The sequence below is a fragment of the Candidatus Binataceae bacterium genome (assembly GCA_035500095.1).
Lineage (GTDB): Bacteria > Desulfobacterota > Binatia > Binatales > Binataceae > JAKAVN01.
The window spans coordinates 78,337-100,485 of record DATJXN010000089.1 but is presented as its reverse complement, the minus strand read 5'-3'; the positions used below and the strand labels follow the sequence as shown (position 1 = coordinate 100,485).

Below are 22,149 nucleotides of genomic sequence, written 5' to 3'. Positions count from 1 at the left end.
CTTTCGCGCCAGCCGCGACGTCGCTGTCAAAGGCGGAGTGCAGATCCCGGTGAACGATCCGAGCCTGCTAATCCCGGCGATGGCCCTGGCGACGGAGCATCTCGGGTTCGCGTACACGAGTTCGGTGTTGCAGAGTCATCCGTTCACCTTCGCGCGGCAGATCTCAACGCTCGATCACCTGACCAAGGGCAGATTGGCGTGGAACGTCGTCGCCTCCTATCTCGAAAGCTCCGGACGCAACTTCGGCCGCACCGGACTCCTCGATCACGACGAACGCTACGACTTCGCCGACGAATACCTCGAAGTCTGCTACAAGCTCTGGGAGTCAAGCTTGGGAAGACGGGGCGGTGCTGGAAGATCGGCGGCAAAAGATTTACGCCGATCCAGCCAGGATTCACGACATCCATCACGAGGGCAGGAACTTCAAGGTTCACGGATGCCATCTATCGGAGCCGTCCCCGCAGCGGACACCGGTGCTGTACCAGGCCGGGGCGTCGGCGCGAGGACGGCAGTTCGCGGCGCGCCACGCGGAGTGCGTATTCGTGACCGGCCCGACGCCGGAGGTGGTCGCCGAGTGTATCCGCGATACGCGCGAGCGGGCGCGAAAAGAGGGCAGAGACCCGCAGGATCTGCTCTTCTTCATGTTCCTGAAAGTAATCACCGGCGCAACCGAGGCCGAGGCTCGGCGCAAGTACGACGACTTCCTCGAATATGTCGACTACGAAGGCGGTCTGGCCCTGCTGGGCGGATGGACCGGAGTCGACTTCAGCAGGTTCGAGCCGGATCAGCCGGTCGAGTACATCGAGACCAATGCGATTCGAAGTCTGCTGCAAGGTTTCACCCAGGGCGGCTCGACCCGGAAGTGGACGGTGAGGGACGTGGCCAGGGCGGTAGGGATCGGCGGGGGAGGCCCGGTAGTTATCGGCGCACCGGAGCAGGTCGCCGACGATCTGATGCAGTGGGTACGGGCGGGCGCGGACGGATTCAACCTCGCTTACATGATCACGCCCGGAACCTTCAAGGATTTTATCGAGGGCGTGGTACCGGTGCTGCAACGGCGCGGGCTCATGCAAACCGAATACGGAGAGGGGACGTATCGGGAGAAGCTGTTCGGATCGGGACGATCGCATCTGCCCGATCGGCATCCTGGCGCCCGCTACGCGAGGGCGCCAGAAAAGTAGGCGGTCTCGTCCTTCCTGCATTCAGACGAGGGAATCGCCGATGGGGAATACTGTGCCAGCCTCCATGTTGCGTGGCGAGGCGCGGTGGAAGATGCCGCCAGAGAGCAATCGGCCGAGGCTACAGGTGGTTTGAATGACGTGAAGATGACCGCGCCATGGTGCGCCAATGTCTTGCGTAGGGTGGCACCGCGACTATGGCTATGCCGGAGTGTGATCGATCAGGTGAACCGGGTAATGCTCGAAAAGGTGGCGCAAGTCGGTGAAGCCGGCAGCGTCTATAGGCCCGCAGTGCGCCCGGGCCGCTTGACGAACTGGAGTTGGCCCTCTCACCCATTCTCCTGGTCGAAAGCGCGAGAATATCGCTCGTGCAATACGAAGCGGCCTCGGGTTGAACATAGCAATATCGGGAGGAGAATCGATTTGCTCGGTTCGATCGTCGGCCTGGCTTGAAAAACGCATCGGCAACCTGATTGAACCGCGCACCTTCTAACTCACTGCGGCATCCCGGGCCGTGCAATGCCTTCGGGCGGTTTGAGCGCGCTGAAATTGAGCAGTCGATCTCCGCACGCTTCGAGGCGCAAGCGGCGCGACGCACTTCTGCGCTGGCGATGGCCGATGGAGGCCTGCGCTGGAGCTATAGCGAGCTGAACCGTCTGGCGAACCGGATCGCGAGAGCGATACCCGAGGCGGGTCCGGCTGACGGCCGGCCGGTTGCGTTGTTGTTCGAGCAGGGAGCGATGGCGATCGCGGCGATGCTCGGGGTGCTCAAGTCGGGACGTTTTTAGGTCCCCTTGACTCCACGGCTGCCGGTCGCGAGGCTCGAGACACTCCTGGAGGATTCCCAGGCAAACCTGATCTTGACCAATCGGCTCAATGCTCCGTTGGCGCGCGAGGCCGCGGGCGCCGCGGCCACGCCCTTGCTGGTCGATAGTCTTGGCGGGCACTTGTCGGAACATGACCTGGAACTGGCGATTGCTCCCGACGCGCTTGCCTACATTCTCTATACTTCCGGATCGACGGGCGTTCCCAAGGGCGTCGTGCAGAATCATCGCTGTGTGCTGCACAACGTCATGAAGTACACGAACGGTGTGCATATCGCCGAGGATGACCGGTTCTCGCTGCTTGGCTCGTATGATGTTGGGGCTTCGGCGTCGAACATCTTCGGCGCGCTGTTGAACGGGGCTTCGCTGCACTCTTACGATTTGACCCTGCACGGGTTCACAAATCTGCCTGCCTGGATGGCGGACGAGAGAATTACGGTTTGTCATGCGACTCCGCAGGTCTTCCGGCGATTCGCCGGGGCGCTGTCCGTGAGCAGAGGCGCGGACACCCTGCGTTTGCTGAGGCTCGCCGGCGAGACGCTCGCGCAATCCGACCTGGAGATTTACCGTCAGTGTTGTTCGGAGCGGACCCTGCTGCTCAACAGTTTGGGTACGACCGAGATGAACATCGTGCGGATGTTCTTCGCCGATCACCGCACGTCCTGCGACGGACCTGTGGTTCCGGTCGGCTACGAATTGCCCGCTACGGAGATAGTCCTGCTGGACGAGAAGGGCCGCGAAGCGACGCCGGTGAAATCGCGATCCGCAGCGCCTATCTTTTTCGCGGATACTGGAGAAAGCGCGAACTGACCGCCGCGGTGGTCTTGCGATGCGCCGACGGGCGCCATCAGTTCCGCACCGGCGACCACGGCGTCATGTTGCCCGACGGATGCCTCGTCCATCTGGGACGGAGCGAATCCAGGTTGAAGATTCGCGGCTTCACCGTCGAGACGGCCGAGGTTGAAGCGGAGCTGATGGCTGATCCGTCGGTGCGCCAGGCGGTGGTGGTGGGCCGCGACGATCAGTCAGGAGAAACGCGGCTCGTCGCCTACGTAGTAGGCGACGCGGCTCCGGCGGAGCTGCGGCGGCGTCTTGCGCAGAGGCTTCCGGCGCAGATGGTCCCTGCGGCCTTCGTGCGGCTCGACGCGCTGCCGGCGATGGACAACGGCAAACTCGATCGTCGCGCCCTTCCCGAACCGAAACTCATCGGTGACGACCTCGTGCTACCGCGCAACCCCGACGAGCTGCTGATCGCGCGTATCTGGTCAGAGGTGCTTGGTGTCTGGCCGATGGGTGTCCGCAACGAATTTTTCGAGCTGGGCGGCGATTCGCTGCTCGCTCTGGAGCTGATCACGCGGCTCGAAGGCCTGTCGAGGAAATCCTTGCCCTTGCCGCTCCTGCTCGGCGCGGCCACCGTCGAGCGCCAGGCGGCAATCCTGCGCGACGCCGATTGGTCGCCGTCATGGCCGACGGTCGCTACCCTGCAGCCCCACGGCGACGGGCCCGGCTTTTTCTGCGTGCCGGCCCCCGGCACGGGCGTGCTTGCGTTGATGCCGCTCGCTCGTCGCCTTGGCGGCGAGCATCCCTTCTTCGGCCTGCAGCCGCCCGTTCTCGACACCGCAGAACCGCCGCTTCGCAGCGTTGACAAGTTGGCCGATTATTTCGTCCGTGCAATACGGGAAGTACAGGGGCGCGGACCTTATTTCCTCGGCGGCGCCTCGTTTGGCGGAGTGGTAGCCCTGGCCATCGCACAGCAGTTGAGGCTTGAGGGCGAGAAGGTCGCTTTGGTCGCGCTGCTGGATACCTTCGGGCCAGGGTATCCGCGGCTACGATGGGACGCTCCTTTGCGTTTTCGTCTGTTCCGCCTTTTCGGCAACCGTTATCCCAAGGCGCCGGATTTCGGCTGGTCAAAGGTCGTTCGCGAATTATCTCGTTTGTGGGCGCTGCGGTTGCGGTTTCTATCGCACCGCCTGAGCGGTCGAGTCGCTCAGCAGCGCATCCGCTACTCCCATTGGCTCGATGTCGCCGGCGCCGCGCGCCGCCGCCATCGCCTTCAACCCTATCGCGGGCCGGTAGCCCTTTTACGGCTGAAGAGCCAGCCGTCCGAGGCGCTATACCATTTCGAACCGTTGCGCGGTTGGGATGACGAGTCGGTTGAAGGGCTCGAAGTGATCGATCTGGATTTGGCGCTCCCGTTTCCCGGAGCTCATCGCGAAATGCTGATCGAGCCTCACGTGGGCATCGTGGCCGAGAAACTGCGCGAACGTCTGCAGACGGCGCGTGCAACATTCCTTGATAGTGCCGAGCCCCGCGCCGCCGCTCGCGCTTGCGCCGCAGCATCGTAATGATGCGACCAGATTTGGCCCTCCCTCCCTGACGCGAGCGCCGTTGCGGACGCATCGAGACCGTTCGTGGCGCTGGCGCCGGATGCCATAGCTGCGCAATAGTACGCGGCAAGGCTTTCAGCCGCAGAGACGCCCAAGGAGATCACGATGAGACGAGTCGGCAAGAATGTCTTCACCGAGGTTTATTTTTGGGGCTGCAACCCGGGATTCCTGCATACCAGCGACGGCGTGGTCATGATCGACTCTCCGCAGCAGCCGATCGACGCGATGCGATGGCGCGAAATGCTGCAGGAAAGAGGACCAATCCGCCATCTGGTCAACACCGAACCCCATGCCGACCACACGCTGGGCAACGCCTACTTTCCGGACGTTGAGGTTATCGGCCACGTCAAGCTGCAGGCCTGCTTCGATCAGTATCTCAACCAGATGTTCACACCCGAGCTGCGCCTCGAACGGATGAAAAAAGAAGACCCTGACAGCGTCTTCCTGATGGGCCATCCCGATTTCCCGCCGTCCAATCCACCGAAGCGTATTTTCAACGATGAGCTTACGCTGCATGTCGGAAATCACACGGTGAAGATCATTCACATGCCTGGTCACACGGCGCCACAAACTTCAATCTATTTGCCGGAAGAGGGCGTCGTCTTTACCGGCGACAACGTGTTCCAGAAGTGCAAGACCTTCATCCAGGAAGCCGATCCGTGGGAATGGCTCGGGGCGCTCAAACGCATCGAAGCGCTCGACGTGGAAACGATCGTTCCGGGGCATGGGGAGCCGTGCGATAAGAGTTATCTCAAACGCCAGGCGGAGATCATCGAGAACTGGATCGAATTGGCCGAAGGCTTCGTCCACAAGGGGATGAGTGAAAAGGAAGCCCTCGAGCAGGAATTCGACGTTACCCGGCTGGACCCATATCCGATCGGCCAGCGGCTGTTCGAGATGAGCGATCGGCTGAACAAGTGGAACGTGAGCAACGTGTACAAGCACGTGGCCGCGCGAAAGGCGGGCAAGCGTCTTCAGTCGGAAGGGGCCAACATCCAGTATTACACGTAAGCGCGGGTCCCTTGGGGCCGCTTCGCAGATCGCACAGATGCGGGCCGAGTCGTATTGCGAGACCGAATTCGCTATCCGGTCGATCGCGGGCGCCAAAGCTATTCGAGAAATTCCTTGAGCGCGGCGGCGAATTTTCTGCGGCGCCGCTCGTCGCCGCCAAACTTGAGCAGCACGTAGCGCTGGTCGTAATCGAGCCTGGCCCACGACGCCGAGTCGAGCTGGAAGCCATGTTCGCGCGCCTTGTCGGCGATCGCTTGTGGGATGGCCTTCGTCGGTACTGCGGCCGTTTGTTGTTCGAGGGTGAGTCGGGATGGCGGCGTGCCGGAGCGCCGTTTCACAGTTTCGTTCACGAATTCGGCAAACTCCCGCTTCTCGGAGTCGCTTTCTGCGGGCAGGTCGTTGATTTTGCGCCGCTCGCCCATCTCGAGCGCGAGCCATTGGTCGCGGCTGACCTTGATCCCGAGGGCGTCCAGTTTTTGCCGCGCCGCGACCGGAGGGCATGAGAGGTCCGCGTTGAGGTGGCTTTCAAATTTGAAATTTCTGCTCATTGAGTTCTCGCCGGAGTCGCAGCCGTCAGGCCGCTCTCCGCTCTCCTTCAACGTCCATGCAAACACTACTCCAATTCCAGCGCATTGGTGTAAAGTTCTCATAGTAATTTATGGCCGTCGAACACCGGATCGACCTCCTGTGTCATCCCTCGGCACGCCCTGATCCCGTGCGCGCCCTGAGCGTACGCGTGAGCCGATCTGCCGGCGCCGACGCTGAACTCCGAACAGACTTTCGCCTGGACGGCGACCTCGGCCGAATCCGCGTTCCCGCGGCGCACGCCCCGCGCATCGCGACCGATCTCTGGCGTCACACCTGCTTCGAAGTCTTCATAGCCATCGAAGGGCAACCGGCATACCACGAGTTCAATTTCGCCCCGTCGGGCGAATGGACCGTCTATGCCTTCTCCGGCTACCGAGCGGGCGGACCGCTCGCGGACGGGACGATGCGCCCGCGGATTGACGTGCGCTCCGACGGCAGCCGGCTCGAGCTGGATGCGCGCGTGCGGCTCAATCCTCTGTCGGCCATTCATCCAAGCGCGCCCCTGCGTATCGGCCTCGCGGCGGTTATCGAGGCTGACGACGGGCGGCTCTCGTACTGGGCGCTGCTCCATCAGGGCGACAAACCGGACTTTCACGACGCCGGCGGCTTCGCGCTGCTGCTCGGGCCGCCCGATTCGTAGCCCCAGGTCTCAAGCACCGACAGCGCGTGCTACAATGGCGATTCGATGAAGCAGGCGCATCCACGAGGTCTTAACCGCCGGCGCGCGCAGCAGCTTCTATCGAAGGGAAAGGACGACCCCTCCATCAGCGGACGAATCGATATTCTCTCCCGCCTGTTCCTTGGTTATCCGTACAAATCGAACCCGCTGATTGGCTCGGCCGAGCAGGCCGAAGTGTTCACGGCATCGCTGGACGCATTCGACTGTGTCACCTTCATCGAAACGGTCCTGGCCCTCGCGCTGGCTTCCTGCGTCGGCGACTTCAGCAGATGGCTGCGAAGGATGAGGTACGATCGGGGACGCATCGAGTGGGAACGGCGAAACCATTATGTGACTGACTGGATTCGCAACAACGTACGCGAAGGAGTAATCAGGCCGATCGCAATGCCGGCCGTGCCAGTTATCGACCGCGAACGGGTGCTGAACGTGTTGCCTGGACTTGCCGCGCGGCGGATGCGGGTAAAATGTATGCCGAAGGGGTCATTGGCGCGCGCCGCAAAATATCTGCAGAGCGGCGATCTGATGTTTTTCGCGTCCACGCGCAGGAATCTCGACGTCTTTCATGCCGGAATCATCGTGCGCGACGGCGCGCGGCCCCGCATGCGTCACGCGTCGCGCAGCCAGGGCGGCGTGGTAGAGCAGGAATTGGCCGAGTTTCTAAAGGCGAATCGGATGGCCGGCGTCATCGTGATGCGGCCGCAAGGGATGGGGCGGCGCGCTGCGGTTGGTAACTCAGGTGCGCGAAATCCTTCCTCGCTAAAAAGACGCGGCGCGAAGAACCGGGGTGCAAGGTGAAAATCGCATATCCGGGGATCGCGTATCCCGACGACTACTCGTCGGCAAGTATCCAGAGGCTCGTCGATGCCGCCGAATCCGATGTCCTTTTTATCGGCAATCCGCGGATTAAGATCGAGCCCGGACCGCGCATGTTCGACCGCATGGCGCAGGTCATCCGCGCGACCGGCGCCGGGTGGGTTTACGGCGACGCCGTGGGCCGTCCTCGCATCGACTATCAGCGCGGGAGTATCCGAGACGGCTTCGACTTCGGCCCGGTGGTTGGCGTGTCGGTCGAGGCCGCGCGCGAGTCGGGAATCCAGCCGGATTGGAGGTGGGGAGGGCTATACGACCTGCGGCTCAGGATCTCGGAGAGGCGCGCCGTCATGCGGATTCCCGAGCCGCTCTGCAGCGTGGCCGATGCGCCGGCGGCGGGTCATGCGCAATTCGACTACGTCGATCCGCGAAACCGCGACTACCAGGTTGAAATGGAGCAAATCGCGACCGCGCATCTTAAACGCATCGGTGCATGGCTCAGTCCGCGTTTCGAGAAGGCTCCGGCTCCGGCGCGGGCATTTCCGGTAAAGGCCAGCGTCGTCATCCCAGTCCGCAATCGCGAGCGCACCATTCTCGACGCCGTACGAAGCGCGCTCGCTCAAAGCGCGGATTTCGAATTCAACCTGATCGTCGTCGACAATCATTCGACGGACCGGACAACCGAAATTCTCCGCACCGTCGGCGATTCGCGAGTCACGCACATTGTTCCCGCGCGCCGCGACCTCGGAATCGGCGGATGCTGGAACGAGGCGATCTACTCGGAAGCCTGCGGGCAATACGCGGTTCAGCTTGACTCCGACGATCTCTACGCCGATGACGGGGTCCTGCGGCGGATCGTCGCGGAGCTCGAGGCGGGACCGTATGCGATGGTCGTCGGCGCCTACACGCTGGTCGATTTTTCCTTGAAGGAGATTCCGCCCGGCCTTGTCGACCATCGCGAATGGAGCCGCGAGAACGGCAGAAACAACGCGCTTCGCATCAACGGTCTCGGCGCGCCGCGCGCGTTCGATACGTCGGTCCTGCGGAGAATCGGATTTCCCAACGTCAGCTACGGAGAGGACTACGCGGTAGCGCTGCGCATCAGCCGCGACTACGAGATCGGCAGGATCTACGACTCCGTCTATCTCTGCCGGCGTTGGGAAGGCAACAGCGACAGCGCGCTGCCGCTCGAGGTCGCGAACCGTTACGATTTTTACAAGGACTGGCTCCGGACTGTCGAGATCCAGGCTCGGATGCGCAGATGATCGACGCACTGGAAGACCTGTTCAGGCGGCAGGAGCGGGCGTGGCCGCAGCTCGCGCAGGGTATGGAGGGTCTCGCGCGGGCTGAGACCCGGCCGGTGCGGATCGACTGGTTCGACGTCTTCATCCGCCACATCCCGCATCGTGTTACCAGCACGACTGCGCCCGTGGACCGGGAATCGATCGCCAAGCGCCCCTGCTTTCTATGCCAGCGAAATCTGCCGCCGGAGGAGGAGGGCCTGCGTTTCGGCGAGGACTTCACGATCTACTGCAATCCTTTTCCGATCGTGGATCGCCATCTGACGATCGCTCATCGCGAGCACGGCGCACAGCGCCTCGCGAACCGCTTCGGCAATATGCTCGACCTTGCGGCGGCCCTGCCCGGATATTTCGTGGTCTACAATGGTCCGGAATGCGGAGCGTCCGCGCCCGACCATATGCATTTTCAGGCGGGCTCGCGCGTATTATTTCCCATCGCGAGCGATACCGCCGGCTTGACGGGTGCAACGGTGCCGAACTACGGCCGCAATGTGCTGGTGTTTCGTGGACGGGAGCGATCGGCGCTAACCGACCGGATGGATCGCGCGCTCGAGCTGCTTATCGAAGTGACGCGCAAACCCGGCGAGCCGCTGGTCAACCTCGCGGTCTTTCACGAGCGCGGCGAATGGATTGCGTACCTGTTCCCGCGCGGAAAGCATCGGCCCGAGGTCTTTTACACCGGCGAGCTGACGGTAAGTCCGGCGACGATCGATTTGTGCGGGATATTTGTCGTGCCGCTCAAGCGCGATTTCGAAAAAATCACCGGGCGTGCGATTGCCGCAATCTTTCGCGAGGTCACCTTGCGTGACAGCCAGTTTCGCGAGGTCGCAGCCATGCTGGAGAGCGGTCGTTGAAAGTATCGGTAGGGCTGATCGAGGGGCGCTCCGCGGTCGAAATCGATCTGAGTGGAAATTTCACCGACACTTCCGGTAGGCCATACAGTCCCGGACGTCATCTATTCACTTCCGAAGTTACGCTGATCCCGTCCGATCCATCGTCGTGCGCGTTTGCGCTGGACGACGTCGCAATCGGGATCGGCTTTCATTGGGAACGCAGGGAGCGCCAGGTGTTTCGCGGAGCCTTTCGGCTCGCGCGGCGGGCGGGCGGACTCACGGTGATTAACGAGGTTCCGCTCGAAGAGTATGTGACGAGCGTGATCTCGTCCGAGATGAGCGCGTCCTGTCCGCTCGAGCTGCTGAAAGCGCATGCCGTGATTTCGCGCAGTTGGCTGTGGTTTCCGAAAGCAAATCCCTCTCGCCCCCGGACTAAAGCCGGGACCAGGCCGGGCCGCCGTCCCGATTCTCACGAAATTCTTCGCTGGTACGGCCGCGAAGCCCATCCGGATTTCGACGTATGCGCGGACGACCACTGCCAGCGCTACCAGGGCATCACCAAGGCGTTCGCGCCTGCCGCGACCGCGGCGGTTCAAGCGACCGCCGGCCAGTTTCTGCGCTACAACGGGGCTATTTGCGACGCGCGATTTTCCAAGTCCTGCGGCGGAATGACCGAACGTTATGCGACCGCATGGGAAGACGAAGATGTTCCTTATCTCGAATCCGTTTACGACGGCCCGGCGCAATCCCGCTCGATGAGCTCCGAGGCATGGATACGTTCCAGCCCGTCGGCCTACTGTAACACGGACGATTCGGCGCTCCTCGCCCGCGTGTTGCCCGGATTCGATCAGGAGACCCGCGATTTCTATCGCTGGCGCGTCACATACAGTCCCGAAGAACTGGCGGCGCTGATCGAATCCAGGCTCGGCGTGGACCTCGGCCCGATTCGCGATCTTCAGGCGCTCGCGCGCGGGCCGTCAGGCAGGATATATAAGCTGAAGGTCGCCGGCGAGCGCGATCACGTCATCATCGGCAAGGAGCTTGAAATCCGCCGCGCCCTCTCGCGCACGCATCTTTACAGCTCCGCCTTCGTGGTGGACAACGAGCCCGGGCGCATCATCCTGAGCGGAGCGGGATGGGGCCACGGCGTCGGACTCTGTCAGATCGGCGCCGCGGTGATGGCGAACAAGGGCATCACTTACACAGAAATCCTGGCGCACTACTATCGCGGGACCACCGTCAGCCTATGATTTCCGCAGCGACGCTAGCCGCGGCCGACCAAGGGCATCTTGGTCGCCATCACAGTCATGAACAGCACGTTGGCGTCGAGCGGCAGGCTCGCCATGTAGACCACCGCGCGCGCGACCTGCCCGGCATCGAAGGTCGGCTCGATCTCGAGCGCTCCGTTGGCCTGCGGTACGCCGTGTTTCATCCGCGCGGTCATCTCGGTCGCGGCGTTGCCGATATCGATCTGACCACAGGCGATGTCGTATTTGCGGCCGTCGAGCGAAGTTGTCTTGGTCAGCCCCGTCATCCCGTGTTTGGTGGCGGTGTAAGGTGCGGAATTAGGCCGCGGCGCGTGGGCTGAAATGGAGCCGTTGTTGATGATTCGTCCGCCGCGGGGCTCCTGGCTCTTCATGATTCGAAACGCTTCCTGCGTGCAAAGGAAGGCGCCGGTCAGGTTGATATCCACTACCGACTTCCATTGCTCGTAGGTGAGGTCTTCGAGCGGAATGCCGGGCGCGCCGACGCCTGCGTTGTTGAACAGCAAATCGAGGCGTCCGAAGGTTTCTTTGGTTTTCGCGAACAGGGCTTTAACCGAAGCGGGATCGCCCACGTCGGCAGGCACGATGAGGGCTCGCGAGCCGGCAACCGTATTTTCCGCTGCCGTCGCCTCGAGCTTCTCGCGGCGCCGCCCCGCGAGCACTACCGAGTAGCCTTCCCTAAGGAGGGCGAGCGCAGCCTGCTTGCCTATCCCGGTTCCCGCGCCGGTTACGATAGCGATTTTGCCGGCTGAGCTCATATATTCGATTTCTCCCCGCTGGAAGTCGGCTCACTCCCGAAGAGTTCGCGCGACAGCCGTTTCAGCCCCTATGCCGCGCGCGGAGCGAGATTGAAAGCTTCGGCAAGCAACTCGTACGAGCGCATACGGGCGCGATGGTCATGCACGACGGTGACAATAATGAGTTCCTCGACGTGGAGCACGCCAGCCATGTCGATCAGCTGGTCGCGGACCCGCTCTGGTGTGCCGGCGAAGTAGCGCGGCCAGTCGCCAAGGTCGGCCGAAGGCGGTCCGGGCGACGCTCCCAGCTCTGCGATCGCCTCTTCGGGGGTCGGAATCGGACGCACGTCGCCCTGGCGGATGCGGCGGCGGAAAAGACGCGCGCTGGTGAGCAAACGCTCCGCTTCCGCGTCGGTTTCGGCGCAAACGACGCCCGGCGAAACCATCCCATACGGCGCCGCCAAGTCCTTAGACGGGGTAAAATGTGCGAAATAGTGCTCCAGCGCGGCGCGGGTCGGGTTGGAATCGATAAAATGCGCGAACGCGTAGCGCAACCCGAATCGCGCCGCCGCCGCTGCACTCCACAGGCTGGAGCCGAGCAGCCAGACCTCCGGGCATCCCGGCATGTCGGGCGAGACGGTCAGCCGGCTGAACGGATGCTTGGCGGGAAAATCGCGGTTCAGGAAGGCGAGCAGCTCGAGCAATTGCTGCGGGAAATCGTCGCTCGATAGCTGCTGGCCGCGATAGCGCTGGAGCGCGAAGGTGTCGAGCGGGGTGCCGCCGGGCGCGCGCCCGACGCCCAGGTCGACGCGGCCCGGGTAAAGCGCATGGAGCATGCGGAAAGTTTCCGCGACCTTGAGCGGGCTGTAATGCGGCAGCATCACGCCGCCCGAGCCGACCCGGATGCCTGACGTTTCAGCCGCGACGCGCGTGATGAGGATTTCCGGCGCCGGACTTGCAAGCGCGCTGATCGCGTGATGCTCGGCGATCCAGTAGCGCTCGTAACCGAGGCGGTCCGTAAGACGCGCGAGTTCGAGAGAATTGCGAAGCGCGTCGGCCGGAGTCGATCCGGCGGGCACCGGCGATTGATCGAGAACCGACAGCTTCAAGCGTGATTTTCCAGCCTTCGCGCGGGGATGACCCGGCGAGGGAAGCGCTAGCGCTTCATCATTGCGGCAAGCGCCTCGCCCATCTCGGCCAGAACCTTTTTGACCGACGGCCGGGTCTGCACGTGGGTCCACCATGCCTCCAACTTGGGACGTCCCTCGAGCGCCGGCTTGGCGCCGAACCCCGGCAGCATGTTGGTTGCGAAGAACATCGTCGGCGCGATCGCGCAGTCGGCCAGAGTGAATTCCTGTCCGGCGGCGAATCCGCTCGCGGGGAGTATCGCCTCGAGCTGGTCCAGTCGCTGATTGAACTCGGTTAGACGCTCATTGACGATTTTTTCGTCGCGGTTTTTGGGGTTGAGATGGCCGAATAGCGCGCGCAGCGGCGGTTCCAGGTAGAGGTCGTGAAAGCGCGTGAGCATCCGTACGCGCGCGCGGCCCTCGGGCGTCTTGGGCAGCAGCGGCGGATTGGGAAATTTCTCCTCGAGGTATTCGTTGATAACTTCCGATTCATTCACGATCATCCCGTCCGCGTCGAGCGCCGGGGTTTTGCCGAGCGGATTGAGCTTGAGGTATTCGGGCGATTTGAGGTTGTTGCCCGGGATCGGCGCAATCTCGATATTCAGCCCCTTGTCGTAGATCGCGATGCGGCACTTCGAGGCGAAATTCGAGAGATTCATGTTGTAGAGCTTCATTTTCTCAATCACCTTGTCCTGTTTACGACCCTCTCCGCTTATCCCAGAGCGCGGCCGCTTGGGCAAGCCGACCCGGGCTGCCGCCCGCATCGTCGTATCTAGCGGTCGTTGCCCTCTTGCTCCTGGTCGCGCTGGTACTTATCGAGCCGCCGCGCCGCATCGTTGAACTCGGCTGTCGCCGCCTGGAAGAGTTGAGCTGCATGGTCGGCGCGCCGCTGCGCGTCGGCCGCCTCCTGCTGCGCGAGCGCGGCCTGGGCCTGCGCGCGTTCCGACGCGGCCCGGGCCTGTGCCGCCGCCGCCTCGGCCTGTTGCGCGCTTTCTTCGGCCGACGGGCCGCATCCGCTCGCGACGAGTGCCGCGAGCACCAACGCTGCGGCCGCACCCGCAGCGCGCCTGCCGCTTAGCGCGCGCATTGCGCCTAGCGCGGGGCCAGCGCCTGGACCGCCCGTTCGTCAGGCATCAGAGGATTCGCCGTGCTGAGCGGCTGGATGCACACGTGATTGGCGCCGGCCTTGAGATGCGCCTCGACGCGGTCGCGAATCTGCGTCTCCGTGCCCCAGGCGACGATCGTGTCGACCAGCCGGTCGCTGCATCCGCCCTCGAAATCCTTGTCCGCCCAGCCCAGGGCCTTGAGCGCGTTGGTGTAGTTGGGCAGGCGCGGCACGTAGGTCTTCATATACTCGCGAGCGGTCGCGCGGGCCTTGGCCGCGTCGGTGTCGAGCACTACCGCCTGCTCGACGCAGATGAGCGGCTTGGGACCGATTGCGGCGCGCGCCTTAGCGGTGTGCTCGGGCGGTACGAAATAGGTATGAGTGCCGTCCGCCTCGGCGGCGCATAGCGCGAGCATCTTGGGATGCAGCGCGGCGATCACCACGGGCACCCGCTCCTTGGGCTCGGGCGCACGATATAGCGCGCTCTTCATCTTGGGCAGGTACTCGCGCATGTAGCTGTACGGCTTGTCGTAGCTATGGCCGCGCAGGTTAGCGACGAGCGGCTTGTGGCTGACTCCGATCCCGAGCATAAAACGGCCGTTGGAAAGCTCGCCCACGGTCTTGGCCGCCGCGGCCATGGTCTGTGCGTCTCGCGCATAGATGTTGGCGATGCCGGTCGCGAAGACCAGCCGCTCCGTGCGCGCCGCCATGTACGTGGCGTGCGCGAAGGGCTCACGTCCGACCGCCTCTGGAATCCAGAGCGCGCCATAGCCGTGTTTTTCGACCGTGCGCGCGAAGTCCGCGCTCTGCGCCGCGGTCATCCCGTCGTAAAAAAACCAGATGCCGTATTTGGTGATGTCCATGACCAATCTACTTAACCCGGTCGCACGCGCCGGACAAGCCGCACGCGCCGCTCGGCCTGGCACGCGGTTTACCTCGACGCGCAAGCTGGGTTAGAAGGATGGGGATAGCTGGACGGCCCGGAAGTTCGCCGGACATGCATCGAAGCATCGAAAAGGTGAGGCGTTTATCACGATGATCAAGCTCGGGCTGATGTTCGTCAATTCCGGACCGTTCGCCCAGCCTGAACTGCTGGCGCATCTCGCTAAAACTGCAGAGGAGCGCGGCTTCGAGTCCATCTGGACGGTCGAACACGTGGTTATCCCGCACGACTACAAGACGCCGTACCCCTACGCGCGCAGCGGCAAACTTCCCGGCGGCGAGGACGTCGCGATTCAAGATCCGCTGCTCCCGCTCGCCTACGCGGCCGCGATCACGAGCCGCATCCGGCTCGCCACGGGCATCCTGATTCTTCCGCAGCGCCATCCGCTCTACGTGGCCAAGGAGACTGCTACGCTCGACGTTCTCTCGCGCGGCCGCGTTATCCTGGGGATCGGCAGCGGCTGGCTCAAGGAGGAGTTCGACGCGCTCGGCCTGGATTTCCATCAGCGCGGCGCGCGCACCGACGAGGCGATCGCGGCGATGCGCGAGTTGTGGCGTGAAAATACCGCCAGTTTTCACGGCAAGCACTTTCATTTTCACGAGCTCAAGAGTTTCCCCAAGCCGGTGCAATCGGGCGGCGTGCCGATCCACGTCGGCGGCCATTCGCCCGCCGCGGCGCGACGCGCGGGCAGGATGGGCGACGGATTTTTTCCGGCGCTCGGCGAGGCCGACAAGCTCACGCCCCTGTTCGAGATCATGCGCGAAGCCGCGCGCAATGCCGGCCGCGACCCGGCGGCGATCGAACTTTCGTGCGCGGCGCGCGCGAACCTCGAAGCGATCAAGCCGCTCAGGGACATCGGAGTTTCGCGCGTCGTGATCTCGCCGCCGGCCTTCGACGCCGACGGTCTCACGCGCGAACTCGACAAGATCGCGAACGAAGTCCTGGCCAGACTCTAGGCGGCCGCACAAGGTAGGAGACATGAGCGAGCAGGTAGCAAAAACGGTCGCCGCGGAACCCGAGCCGCTCCTGGTGCGCCACGAGCCGCCGCTCGGATGGCTCATCCTCAACCGCCCGCAAGTGCGTAACGCGCTCAACCTGCGCACCTGGCAGCTGATCGTCAAGGGCGTGGCCGAACTGAGCGACGACCCCGACGTGCGCGTGATCATCATGCGCGGCGCCACGCCCGAGGCCTTCATCTCCGGCGCCGACATCTCCGAGTTTCCGAGCCTGCGCGCCAATGCCGAGCAGGCGCGGATCTATCGCGAAGCGCCGGGCAATGCGACCAGCGCGATCGCCAACTCTCCCAAGCCGGTTATCGCGATGATTGCCGGCATCTGCATCGGCGGCGGCCTGCAGGTCGCGCTTGCCTGCGACATCCGTATCGGAGCGCGCGGCACGCGCCTGGGGATTCCGGCGGCGCGCCTGGGATTGGCCTATCCGCTCGACGGCGTGATGTCGCTGGTGAGTGTGTGTGGCGCGGCCAACGCGCGCGACATCCTGATGTCGGCGCGTATCTTCGACGCCGACGAGGCTTACGCCATGGGCCTGCTCAACAAGCTGGTCGAGCCGGCGGAACTGGAGGACCAGGTCCGCCAGTATGCGACACGGTTGGCCGCCAACGCGCCGCTCACGATGGCGGCCGCGAAGGCGGCGATCCGGGAAGGGCTCAAGGATGGCGCTGACCGCGACCTCAAGACGATCGCCGAGATGGTCTCGCGATGCTTCGATAGCGAGGACTATCGCGAAGGCGTGCGGGCGTTCATGGAAAAGCGCCAGCCGCGCTTCGCCGGCCGCTGAGATACGTTTGCGGCAAGCTGCTGTTCGCGTCGTCCGCCCGCAGGCTACAATGAGCGGCACGTCCGTCGCGGGCGCAGAGGGTGTGCCGCCGCATGAGCGAAGCCGAGCAGATCTACTTCAACCCGTGGGACGAGGCGTTCCGCGCCAATCCCTACCCGTACTACAAGCCGCTGATGACGGGGCCGCCGCGGCAGCTGAATGTTTTTTTGCCGATGGCATTGCTAGCGCGCTATGCCGATTGCGTCGCAGTGCTGCGCGACCATCAACGCTTCTCGAGCGTGCCGCCCCGCTCGCCCTTTCTGGAAGAGCGCATCAGCGTCTTCGGCGACGCTCCGCGGGTGGTGTTTTCCGATCCGCCGGTCCATACGCGGCTGCGCCGCCTCGTGAGCCGCGCCTTCACACCCCGGCGCATCCGGGAACTGGAGCCCAAAATCCGCGAGTTCACCGACCTGTTGCTCGACCGCGCCGCCGGCAAGGACGTGTTCGACGTGATGGCCGACCTCGCCAACCCGCTGCCCGTGATGGTCATCTCGCACATGCTGGGCGTGCCGCACGAGCACTACCCGATGTTCAAGCACTGGTCGGACACGGTGATCGAGTCAGACAACACGCCGCCCGGGATGCCATTGCCGCAGAAGGTGCGCGATGCGTTCGCGGCGCTGCGCGAGTACTTCATCGCCGAGATCGAAAAGCGCCGCCGCAATCCGGGCGACGACCTCGTAAGCGTGCTCGTGGCCGCGCACGAAGGCTCCGACGAGGCGCTGAGCGAAGCCGAACTGATCGCGTTCGTGGTCATCCTGCTCCTCGCCGGCAATGAGACCACCACCAATCTGATTGGCAATGGGATGCTGGCGCTGACGCGCAATCCGGACCAACTCGAGCGCCTTTACCGCTCGCCTGAACTGATGCCGTCGGCGATCGAAGAGATGCTGCGTTACGACGGTCCGGTGCAATCGACGATGAGATACATCCGCCAGGACACCGAAATCGCGGGCACCACGGTTACGGCCGGCTCGCTGATTTTCGTCCTGCTCGCGGCCGCGAACCGCGACCCGGCGCAATTCAGCGAGCCCGAAAAATTCGATATCGCGCGCTCCCCGAACGACCATCTGGCTTTCGGCGAGGGGATCCATTTCTGCCTCGGCGCGCCGCTCGCCCGGATGGAAGGGGCGATCGCGATCGGCGCTCTGCTCGCGCGCTACAGGCGAATGCGGCCGGCCGCGCCCGAGGCGCCGCTCGCCTACAAGGGGTCGTTCTTTTTGCGCGGGCTCGCCTCGCTGCCGCTCGAAATAAGCCTGTGATGCGGGTCATCATGGGCGAATCGAGCCGGCGAGCGAAGTCGGGCGATTCGGCGGTACGCCGCGCGCCTGACCGGCCGTGGCCGGCTTTGCCCGGCGCGATCCTGGCGCTCGCTTTCCTCATGCTTGGTTTGACGGCCGCCCTGGACGCGGCCGACGCTCCCAAAGTCGTAATCAGCGCGTCCGACGGGACCAGAAAAGCCGCCGTGAGCGTGGAACTGGCGGTGACGCCGGGGCAGCGCCAGTTCGGCCTGATGTATCGTCAGCATCTGGACGCAGACGCCGGCATGCTTTTCATCTTTCCCGCCCCCGATCGGTTGAAATTCTGGATGAAGCACACGGAAATCCCGCTCGACATGATTTTCGCCGACCCGGCGGGCGCCGTAGTCGGTATCGTCGCGAACGCCACGCCGTACTCGGAGCGGCCGGTGGGCCCCGACGCGCTGGCGCTCTACGTGCTCGAGGTCAACGGCGGATTTTGCGCGCGACACGGCGTGCGCGCGGGCGACGGGATGAGTTTCATCGGATTCGATCCACACACCAGCCAGTAGGCGGTCAAGCTGCCGGGCCGGTAGGCGGTTAAGCCGCCGCCGGGCTGAGACGCGCCTGATGGACGAACGTGCCGATCACGCCGAGCACGTAGAGCACGCCGAGCACGAGCGCAATTGCGATCTGGACAGGCGGTACGGCGTGTGGCTGAAAAACAAGCCCCACGACGCCGAGAAAATGGTTGGCCAGTACGACTATCGCGCAAACGCGGCTTCGCCGGTAAATCCCGTAAGCGAGCGCAAAGAGCACGGCGGCTCCCAGGAAGTACACCAGTCTTAACGCGCCGGCTGGGGCATAAAACGCCATCGCGATCATGAGGAAGCCGGCGGCGCTCGCGGCGAGCCATCCGCATGCCACCATCCGCTCCGCCATCGTGTCGTCAATCACAGGTGCGCCCCTTTTCACGCTTATATTCGCTTCATTATGGTACGCGCGCGACGGCCCGCAAAGACGCGGTTCGCCCCGCCTTGCGCGAGGCGGTCTCCGGGTGTCGGACTCGTCCGAAGACGCGCAAATCCGCTTGCGCGCCGCCTCAAGCGCACCATATCATGCTCGCTGCGCGAGATTTTGAGATGAGCGTTAAAGAGAATATCGAACGGATGCACGAGCTTTCGCGCCAGGCGGAGCTCGCCGGCGGCGAGGACCGCCTGCGCCGCCAGCGCGAATCGGGCCGCTTAACGGCGCGCGAGCGGGCCGAATTCCTGCTCGACCGCGGCTCCTTCATCGAACTGGACAAATTCAAAACTCATCGCTGCGACGACTTCGGGATGGGCGATCGCCGCATCCCCGGCGACGGCGTGGTCACCGGTTACGGCACTATCGAGGGGCGGCAGGTCTGCGTCTTTTCGCAGGACTTCACCGTTTTTGGCGGCAGCCTGTCGGGCGCCTTCGCCGAAAAAGTCTGCAAGGTGATGGATCTCGCGATGAAGACCGGATGCCCCGTGATCGGGCTTAACGACTCGGGCGGCGCGCGGATCCAGGAGGGTGTGGTGTCGCTCGCCGGCTATGCCGACATCTTCCTGCGCAACGTGATGTCCTCGGGCGTGGTGCCGCAGATCTCTTGCATCATGGGACCCTGCGCGGGTGGCGCGGTGTATTCGCCCGCGATGACCGACTTCGTCGTGATGGTGCGCGACACCTCGTACATGTTCATCACCGGACCCGACGTGATCAAGGCGACCACGCACGAGGAAGTCTCGATGCAGGACCTGGGCGGCGCGGACACGCATTCGATCCGCTCGGGTGTGTGCCATCTGGAGGCGGCCGACGATCAGAGCGCGCTGCTCGCGGTGCGCGAGCTGCTTGCGTACATGCCGCTCAACAACGCCGAGGACGCGCCCTTTGCGGCCTCGAGCGATCCTGCGGATCGGCGCGACGAGACGCTCGATGCGATCGTCCCCGAGAACCCGAACAGGCCTTACGACATCCGCGACATAATCCATCGCGTAGTCGACGGCGGCCGCCTGATGGAGCTGCAGAAGGATTTCGCGCAAAACATGGTGATCGGTTTCGCGCGCCTTGGCGGCTACTCGGTCGGGGTGGTCGCGAATCAGCCGGCCTATCTCGCCGGATGCCTCGATATCGATGCGTCGGTCAAGGCCGCGCGTTTCGTGCGCTTTTGCGATGCGTTCAACATCCCGCTGGTGACTTTCGTCGACGTTCCGGGCTTCCTGCCCGGCACCGCGCAGGAGTTCGGCGGAATTATCCGGCACGGCGCGAAGCTCCTCTACGCCTATTGCGAGGCCACGGTGCCCAAGGTCACGGTGATCACGCGCAAGGCCTACGGCGGCGCCTACGACGTGATGTCGTCCAAGCACATCCGGGGCGACTTCAACTTTGCTTATCCGACCGCCGAGATCGCGGTGATGGGCCCGGACGGCGCGGTCAATATCGTCTTTCGCAATCAGATCGAAAAAGCCAAGGATCCGGTGACCGAGAAGGCACGGCTGGTCGAGGAATATCGCAAAACCTTCGCCAATCCTTTCAAGGCCGCCGAACTGGGCTATATCGACGAGGTGCTGATCCCGCGCGATACCCGGCCGCGACTGATCGCCGCGCTCAAAGCGCTCGAGAACAAGCGCGACCGCAATCCGCCGCGCAAGCACGGCAATATCCCGCTGTGAACGCGCTCGCCTGCCGGGCGGCGAACGCGATAAACTTTACTGGACGATGTTCAAGCGAATCCTGATTGCGAACCGCGGCGAGATAGCCGTCCGCGTGATCCGCGCCTGCCGCGACCTGGGAATCGAAACTGTCGCCGTCTATTCGGAGGCCGACCGCGCCGCACTGCACGTGCGCGAGGCCGACTACGCGGTCGCCGTCGGTCCGTCGCCAGCCTCCGAAAGCTATCTCAAAACCGAGCGAATTCTCGACGCCGCCAAAAAGACCGGCGCCGAGGCTATCCATCCTGGGTATGGCTTCTTCTCCGAAAATGCCGGCTTCGCGAGCGCGGTGGCGCAAGCCGGGCTCGTTTTCATCGGTCCGTCGCCCGAGGCGATCAAGGCGATGGGAGACAAAGTCGAGGCGCGCAAGGCGATGGCGGCGGCGGGCGTGCCGGTCGTGCCGGGCTCGCCGGGAACGCTCGCCGGAGAGGACGAGGTGCGCGCGGCCGCGGCCGGGATCGGCTATCCGGTCATGCTCAAGGCAGCGGCCGGCGGCGGTGGCAAGGGCCTGCGCTTCGTCGAGAAGGAATCCGAGCTGGTCTCCGCGATCCGCTCCGTGGGCGGCGAAGCGAAGTCGTCGTTCGGCGACGCCCGCCTCTACGTCGAGAAATATCTGAGCCGCCCGCGTCACATCGAGTTCCAGGTATTCGCCGATCGCGCGGGCAACACCGTGCATGTGTTCGAGCGCGAATGTTCGATTCAGCGGCGCCATCAGAAGGTCGTCGAGGAGTCGCCGTCGCCGTTTATCACGCCGGCGATGCGCCGTACGATGGGCAAGGTCGCGGTCAAGGCGGCGCAGGCGGTTGGCTATGTCGGCGCCGGCACGATCGAATTCCTGGCCGACGCCGATCGCAATTTTTACTTTCTCGAAATGAACACGCGCATCCAGGTCGAGCACGCGATCACCGAAATGGTCACCGGCGTGGACCTGGTGAAGGCGCAGATCGAGGTCGCCGCCGGTGCTCCGCTGCCCTTCAGACAGGAGGATTTGAGCCAGCGCGGTTGGGCGATCGAATGCCGCATCTATGCCGAAGATTCCGCGGCCGGATTCGTCCCGGCGCCCGGTAGGATCGACACGCTGCGATGGCCCAGCGGTCCCGGCGTGCGCAACGACGCGGGCGTTTACGCGGGCGCCGAAGTGCCCGTGTTTTACGATCCGATGATCTCGAAGCTCGTGGTATGGGGCCGCGACCGCGCCGAGGCGATCGCGCGGACGCGCCGCGCGCTGAGCGAGTTCGTGATCGCCGGCGAACTTACCACCAACCTGGATTTCCATCGTTGGCTGATGAGCCATCCGGTGTTCCTCGGCGGCGAATACGATACCAACTTCATCGGCCAGGAATACCATCCGGCAGAGCTGTCGGCGGAGGGTCCGGCCGGCGAGCAGGCCGGCGATCCGGAATTCATCGCGGCAGCGCTGGCGGCGGCGGCTGCCGCGCAGAAGCTGGGCAACGGCCGCGCTTCCGAGGCCGCAGCCGGTGCGGCACGCGGATTGGCTCGCGGCGGCTCGGCATGGAAGACGCTCGGCCGCCTCGACGTTTTGAGACGCTAAGAG

The 22,149-nt window shown here is 63.9% G+C and carries 21 protein-coding genes and 1 pseudogene; 15 read left to right on the top strand and 7 right to left on the bottom strand.

Annotation, left to right across the window (positions count from 1 at the left end):
- The first annotated feature begins 218 nt into the window (after positions 1-218).
- The 4 genes and pseudogenes from VMI09_09150 (at position 219) to VMI09_09135 (ending at position 5,400) form a co-directional block, all read left to right on the top strand.
- Positions 219-1,181 carry an NtaA/DmoA family FMN-dependent monooxygenase gene (locus VMI09_09150; protein HTQ24850.1) on the top strand — a complete coding sequence of 321 codons (963 nt, stop codon included), beginning with the start codon at positions 219-221 and terminating at the stop codon, positions 1,179-1,181.
- A gap of 470 nt (positions 1,182-1,651) precedes the next feature.
- Positions 1,652-2,812, top strand: a pseudogene (locus VMI09_09145) (AMP-binding protein).
- Positions 2,813-2,925: 113 nt separating this feature from the next.
- A complete protein-coding gene (locus tag VMI09_09140; protein ID HTQ24849.1) occupies positions 2,926-4,347 on the top strand; it encodes an alpha/beta fold hydrolase in 1,422 nt (473 codons plus the stop codon).
- Positions 4,348-4,494: 147 nt separating this feature from the next.
- Complete coding sequence (locus VMI09_09135; GenBank protein ID HTQ24848.1) at positions 4,495-5,400, top strand: MBL fold metallo-hydrolase; 906 nt, start codon at positions 4,495-4,497, stop codon at positions 5,398-5,400.
- A gap of 98 nt (positions 5,401-5,498) precedes the next feature.
- Here the strand turns inward: VMI09_09135 and VMI09_09130 are convergent, their stop codons facing one another.
- Positions 5,499-5,948: a nitrate reductase associated protein gene (locus tag VMI09_09130; protein ID HTQ24847.1), complete on the bottom strand. Its 450-nt coding sequence runs from the start codon at positions 5,946-5,948 to the stop codon at positions 5,499-5,501.
- A gap of 188 nt (positions 5,949-6,136) precedes the next feature.
- On the opposite strand from VMI09_09130, the gene VMI09_09125 reads away from it, so the two are divergent.
- Genes VMI09_09125 through VMI09_09105 form a run of 5 tightly spaced genes read left to right on the top strand, consistent with a single transcriptional unit; the run spans position 6,137 to position 10,861 of the window.
- Positions 6,137-6,628 carry a DOMON-like domain-containing protein gene (locus tag VMI09_09125; protein HTQ24846.1) on the top strand — a complete coding sequence of 164 codons (492 nt, stop codon included), beginning with the start codon at positions 6,137-6,139 and terminating at the stop codon, positions 6,626-6,628.
- Positions 6,629-6,673: 45 nt separating this feature from the next.
- Entirely contained in the window at positions 6,674-7,462 is a 789-nt protein-coding gene (locus tag VMI09_09120; GenBank protein ID HTQ24845.1) for an N-acetylmuramoyl-L-alanine amidase-like domain-containing protein, read from the top strand.
- The gene (locus VMI09_09115) at positions 7,459-8,742 is read left to right on the top strand and encodes a glycosyltransferase family 2 protein (GenBank protein HTQ24844.1); all 1,284 of its coding nucleotides are present in this window, start codon (positions 7,459-7,461) and stop codon (positions 8,740-8,742) included. The genes VMI09_09120 and VMI09_09115 overlap by 4 nt, the downstream gene beginning before the upstream one ends.
- Positions 8,739-9,632, top strand: coding sequence for a DUF4922 domain-containing protein (locus tag VMI09_09110; GenBank protein ID HTQ24843.1), 894 nt, complete (start codon positions 8,739-8,741; stop codon positions 9,630-9,632). Before VMI09_09115 ends, VMI09_09110 begins: the two co-directional genes overlap by 4 nt.
- A complete protein-coding gene (locus VMI09_09105; protein ID HTQ24842.1) occupies positions 9,629-10,861 on the top strand; it encodes a SpoIID/LytB domain-containing protein in 1,233 nt (410 codons plus the stop codon). The genes VMI09_09110 and VMI09_09105 overlap by 4 nt, the downstream gene beginning before the upstream one ends.
- A gap of 14 nt (positions 10,862-10,875) precedes the next feature.
- Here VMI09_09105 and VMI09_09100 read toward each other — a convergent pair whose 3' ends face one another.
- The 5 genes from VMI09_09100 to VMI09_09080 form a co-directional block, all read right to left on the bottom strand.
- A complete protein-coding gene (locus VMI09_09100; GenBank protein ID HTQ24841.1) occupies positions 10,876-11,634 on the bottom strand; it encodes an SDR family oxidoreductase in 759 nt (252 codons plus the stop codon).
- A 68-nt stretch (positions 11,635-11,702) separates the two neighbouring features.
- Positions 11,703-12,722 carry an LLM class flavin-dependent oxidoreductase gene (locus VMI09_09095; protein HTQ24840.1) on the bottom strand — a complete coding sequence of 340 codons (1,020 nt, stop codon included), beginning with the start codon at positions 12,720-12,722 and terminating at the stop codon, positions 11,703-11,705.
- A gap of 47 nt (positions 12,723-12,769) precedes the next feature.
- Positions 12,770-13,414 carry a glutathione S-transferase family protein gene (locus tag VMI09_09090; GenBank protein HTQ24839.1) on the bottom strand — a complete coding sequence of 215 codons (645 nt, stop codon included), beginning with the start codon at positions 13,412-13,414 and terminating at the stop codon, positions 12,770-12,772.
- Positions 13,415-13,512: 98 nt separating this feature from the next.
- Positions 13,513-13,827 (bottom strand): hypothetical protein, encoded by a 315-nt coding sequence (locus tag VMI09_09085; protein HTQ24838.1) that lies wholly within the window; start codon positions 13,825-13,827, stop codon positions 13,513-13,515.
- Between the two features lie 5 nt (positions 13,828-13,832).
- Positions 13,833-14,708, bottom strand: a complete 876-nt coding sequence (locus VMI09_09080; GenBank protein HTQ24837.1) for a TIGR03620 family F420-dependent LLM class oxidoreductase — start codon at positions 14,706-14,708, stop codon at positions 13,833-13,835.
- Positions 14,709-14,880: 172 nt separating this feature from the next.
- On the opposite strand from VMI09_09080, the gene VMI09_09075 reads away from it, so the two are divergent.
- The 4 genes from VMI09_09075 (at position 14,881) to VMI09_09060 (ending at position 18,434) form a co-directional block, all read left to right on the top strand.
- Positions 14,881-15,744 carry an LLM class F420-dependent oxidoreductase gene (locus tag VMI09_09075; GenBank protein HTQ24836.1) on the top strand — a complete coding sequence of 288 codons (864 nt, stop codon included), beginning with the start codon at positions 14,881-14,883 and terminating at the stop codon, positions 15,742-15,744.
- A 22-nt stretch (positions 15,745-15,766) separates the two neighbouring features.
- Positions 15,767-16,585: an enoyl-CoA hydratase gene (locus tag VMI09_09070; GenBank protein ID HTQ24835.1), complete on the top strand. Its 819-nt coding sequence runs from the start codon at positions 15,767-15,769 to the stop codon at positions 16,583-16,585.
- A gap of 92 nt (positions 16,586-16,677) precedes the next feature.
- Positions 16,678-17,886 carry a cytochrome P450 gene (locus VMI09_09065; protein HTQ24834.1) on the top strand — a complete coding sequence of 403 codons (1,209 nt, stop codon included), beginning with the start codon at positions 16,678-16,680 and terminating at the stop codon, positions 17,884-17,886.
- Entirely contained in the window at positions 17,886-18,434 is a 549-nt protein-coding gene (locus VMI09_09060) for a DUF192 domain-containing protein (GenBank protein HTQ24833.1), read from the top strand. Before VMI09_09065 ends, VMI09_09060 begins: the two co-directional genes overlap by 1 nt.
- Before the next feature lie 28 nt (positions 18,435-18,462).
- On the opposite strand, the gene VMI09_09055 is transcribed toward VMI09_09060, so the two are convergent.
- Positions 18,463-18,837, bottom strand: coding sequence for a hypothetical protein (locus VMI09_09055; protein ID HTQ24832.1), 375 nt, complete (start codon positions 18,835-18,837; stop codon positions 18,463-18,465).
- Between the two features lie 167 nt (positions 18,838-19,004).
- Here VMI09_09055 and VMI09_09050 point away from each other — a divergent pair, with 167 nt between their 5' ends.
- Positions 19,005-20,555, top strand: coding sequence for an acyl-CoA carboxylase subunit beta (locus tag VMI09_09050; protein ID HTQ24831.1), 1,551 nt, complete (start codon positions 19,005-19,007; stop codon positions 20,553-20,555).
- A 46-nt stretch (positions 20,556-20,601) separates the two neighbouring features.
- Entirely contained in the window at positions 20,602-22,146 is a 1,545-nt protein-coding gene (gene accC, locus VMI09_09045; protein HTQ24830.1) for an acetyl-CoA carboxylase biotin carboxylase subunit, read from the top strand.
- The last annotated feature ends 3 nt before the right edge of the window (positions 22,147-22,149 follow it).

What these genes read in the sequence shown, in the direction of transcription:
- VMI09_09110 (HTQ24843.1), top strand. Translation starts at nt 8,739, where the DNA reads ATGATCGACGCACTGGAAGACCTGTTCAGGCGGCAGGAGCGGGCGTGG.
- VMI09_09085 (HTQ24838.1), bottom strand. Translation starts at nt 13,827, where the DNA reads ATGCGCGCGCTAAGCGGCAGGCGCGCTGCGGGTGCGGCCGCAGCGTTG.
- VMI09_09065 (HTQ24834.1), top strand. Translation starts at nt 16,678, where the DNA reads ATGAGCGAAGCCGAGCAGATCTACTTCAACCCGTGGGACGAGGCGTTC.
- VMI09_09080 (HTQ24837.1), bottom strand. Translation starts at nt 14,708, where the DNA reads ATGGACATCACCAAATACGGCATCTGGTTTTTTTACGACGGGATGACC.
- VMI09_09090 (HTQ24839.1), bottom strand. Translation starts at nt 13,414, where the DNA reads ATGAAGCTCTACAACATGAATCTCTCGAATTTCGCCTCGAAGTGCCGC.
- VMI09_09060 (HTQ24833.1), top strand. Translation starts at nt 17,886, where the DNA reads ATGCGGGTCATCATGGGCGAATCGAGCCGGCGAGCGAAGTCGGGCGAT.
- VMI09_09100 (HTQ24841.1), bottom strand. Translation starts at nt 11,634, where the DNA reads ATGAGCTCAGCCGGCAAAATCGCTATCGTAACCGGCGCGGGAACCGGG.
- VMI09_09120 (HTQ24845.1), top strand. Translation starts at nt 6,674, where the DNA reads ATGAAGCAGGCGCATCCACGAGGTCTTAACCGCCGGCGCGCGCAGCAG.
- VMI09_09070 (HTQ24835.1), top strand. Translation starts at nt 15,767, where the DNA reads ATGAGCGAGCAGGTAGCAAAAACGGTCGCCGCGGAACCCGAGCCGCTC.
- VMI09_09050 (HTQ24831.1), top strand. Translation starts at nt 19,005, where the DNA reads ATGAGCGTTAAAGAGAATATCGAACGGATGCACGAGCTTTCGCGCCAG.
- accC (HTQ24830.1), top strand. Translation starts at nt 20,602, where the DNA reads ATGTTCAAGCGAATCCTGATTGCGAACCGCGGCGAGATAGCCGTCCGC.
- VMI09_09130 (HTQ24847.1), bottom strand. Translation starts at nt 5,948, where the DNA reads ATGAGCAGAAATTTCAAATTTGAAAGCCACCTCAACGCGGACCTCTCA.
- VMI09_09075 (HTQ24836.1), top strand. Translation starts at nt 14,881, where the DNA reads ATGATCAAGCTCGGGCTGATGTTCGTCAATTCCGGACCGTTCGCCCAG.
- VMI09_09135 (HTQ24848.1), top strand. Translation starts at nt 4,495, where the DNA reads ATGAGACGAGTCGGCAAGAATGTCTTCACCGAGGTTTATTTTTGGGGC.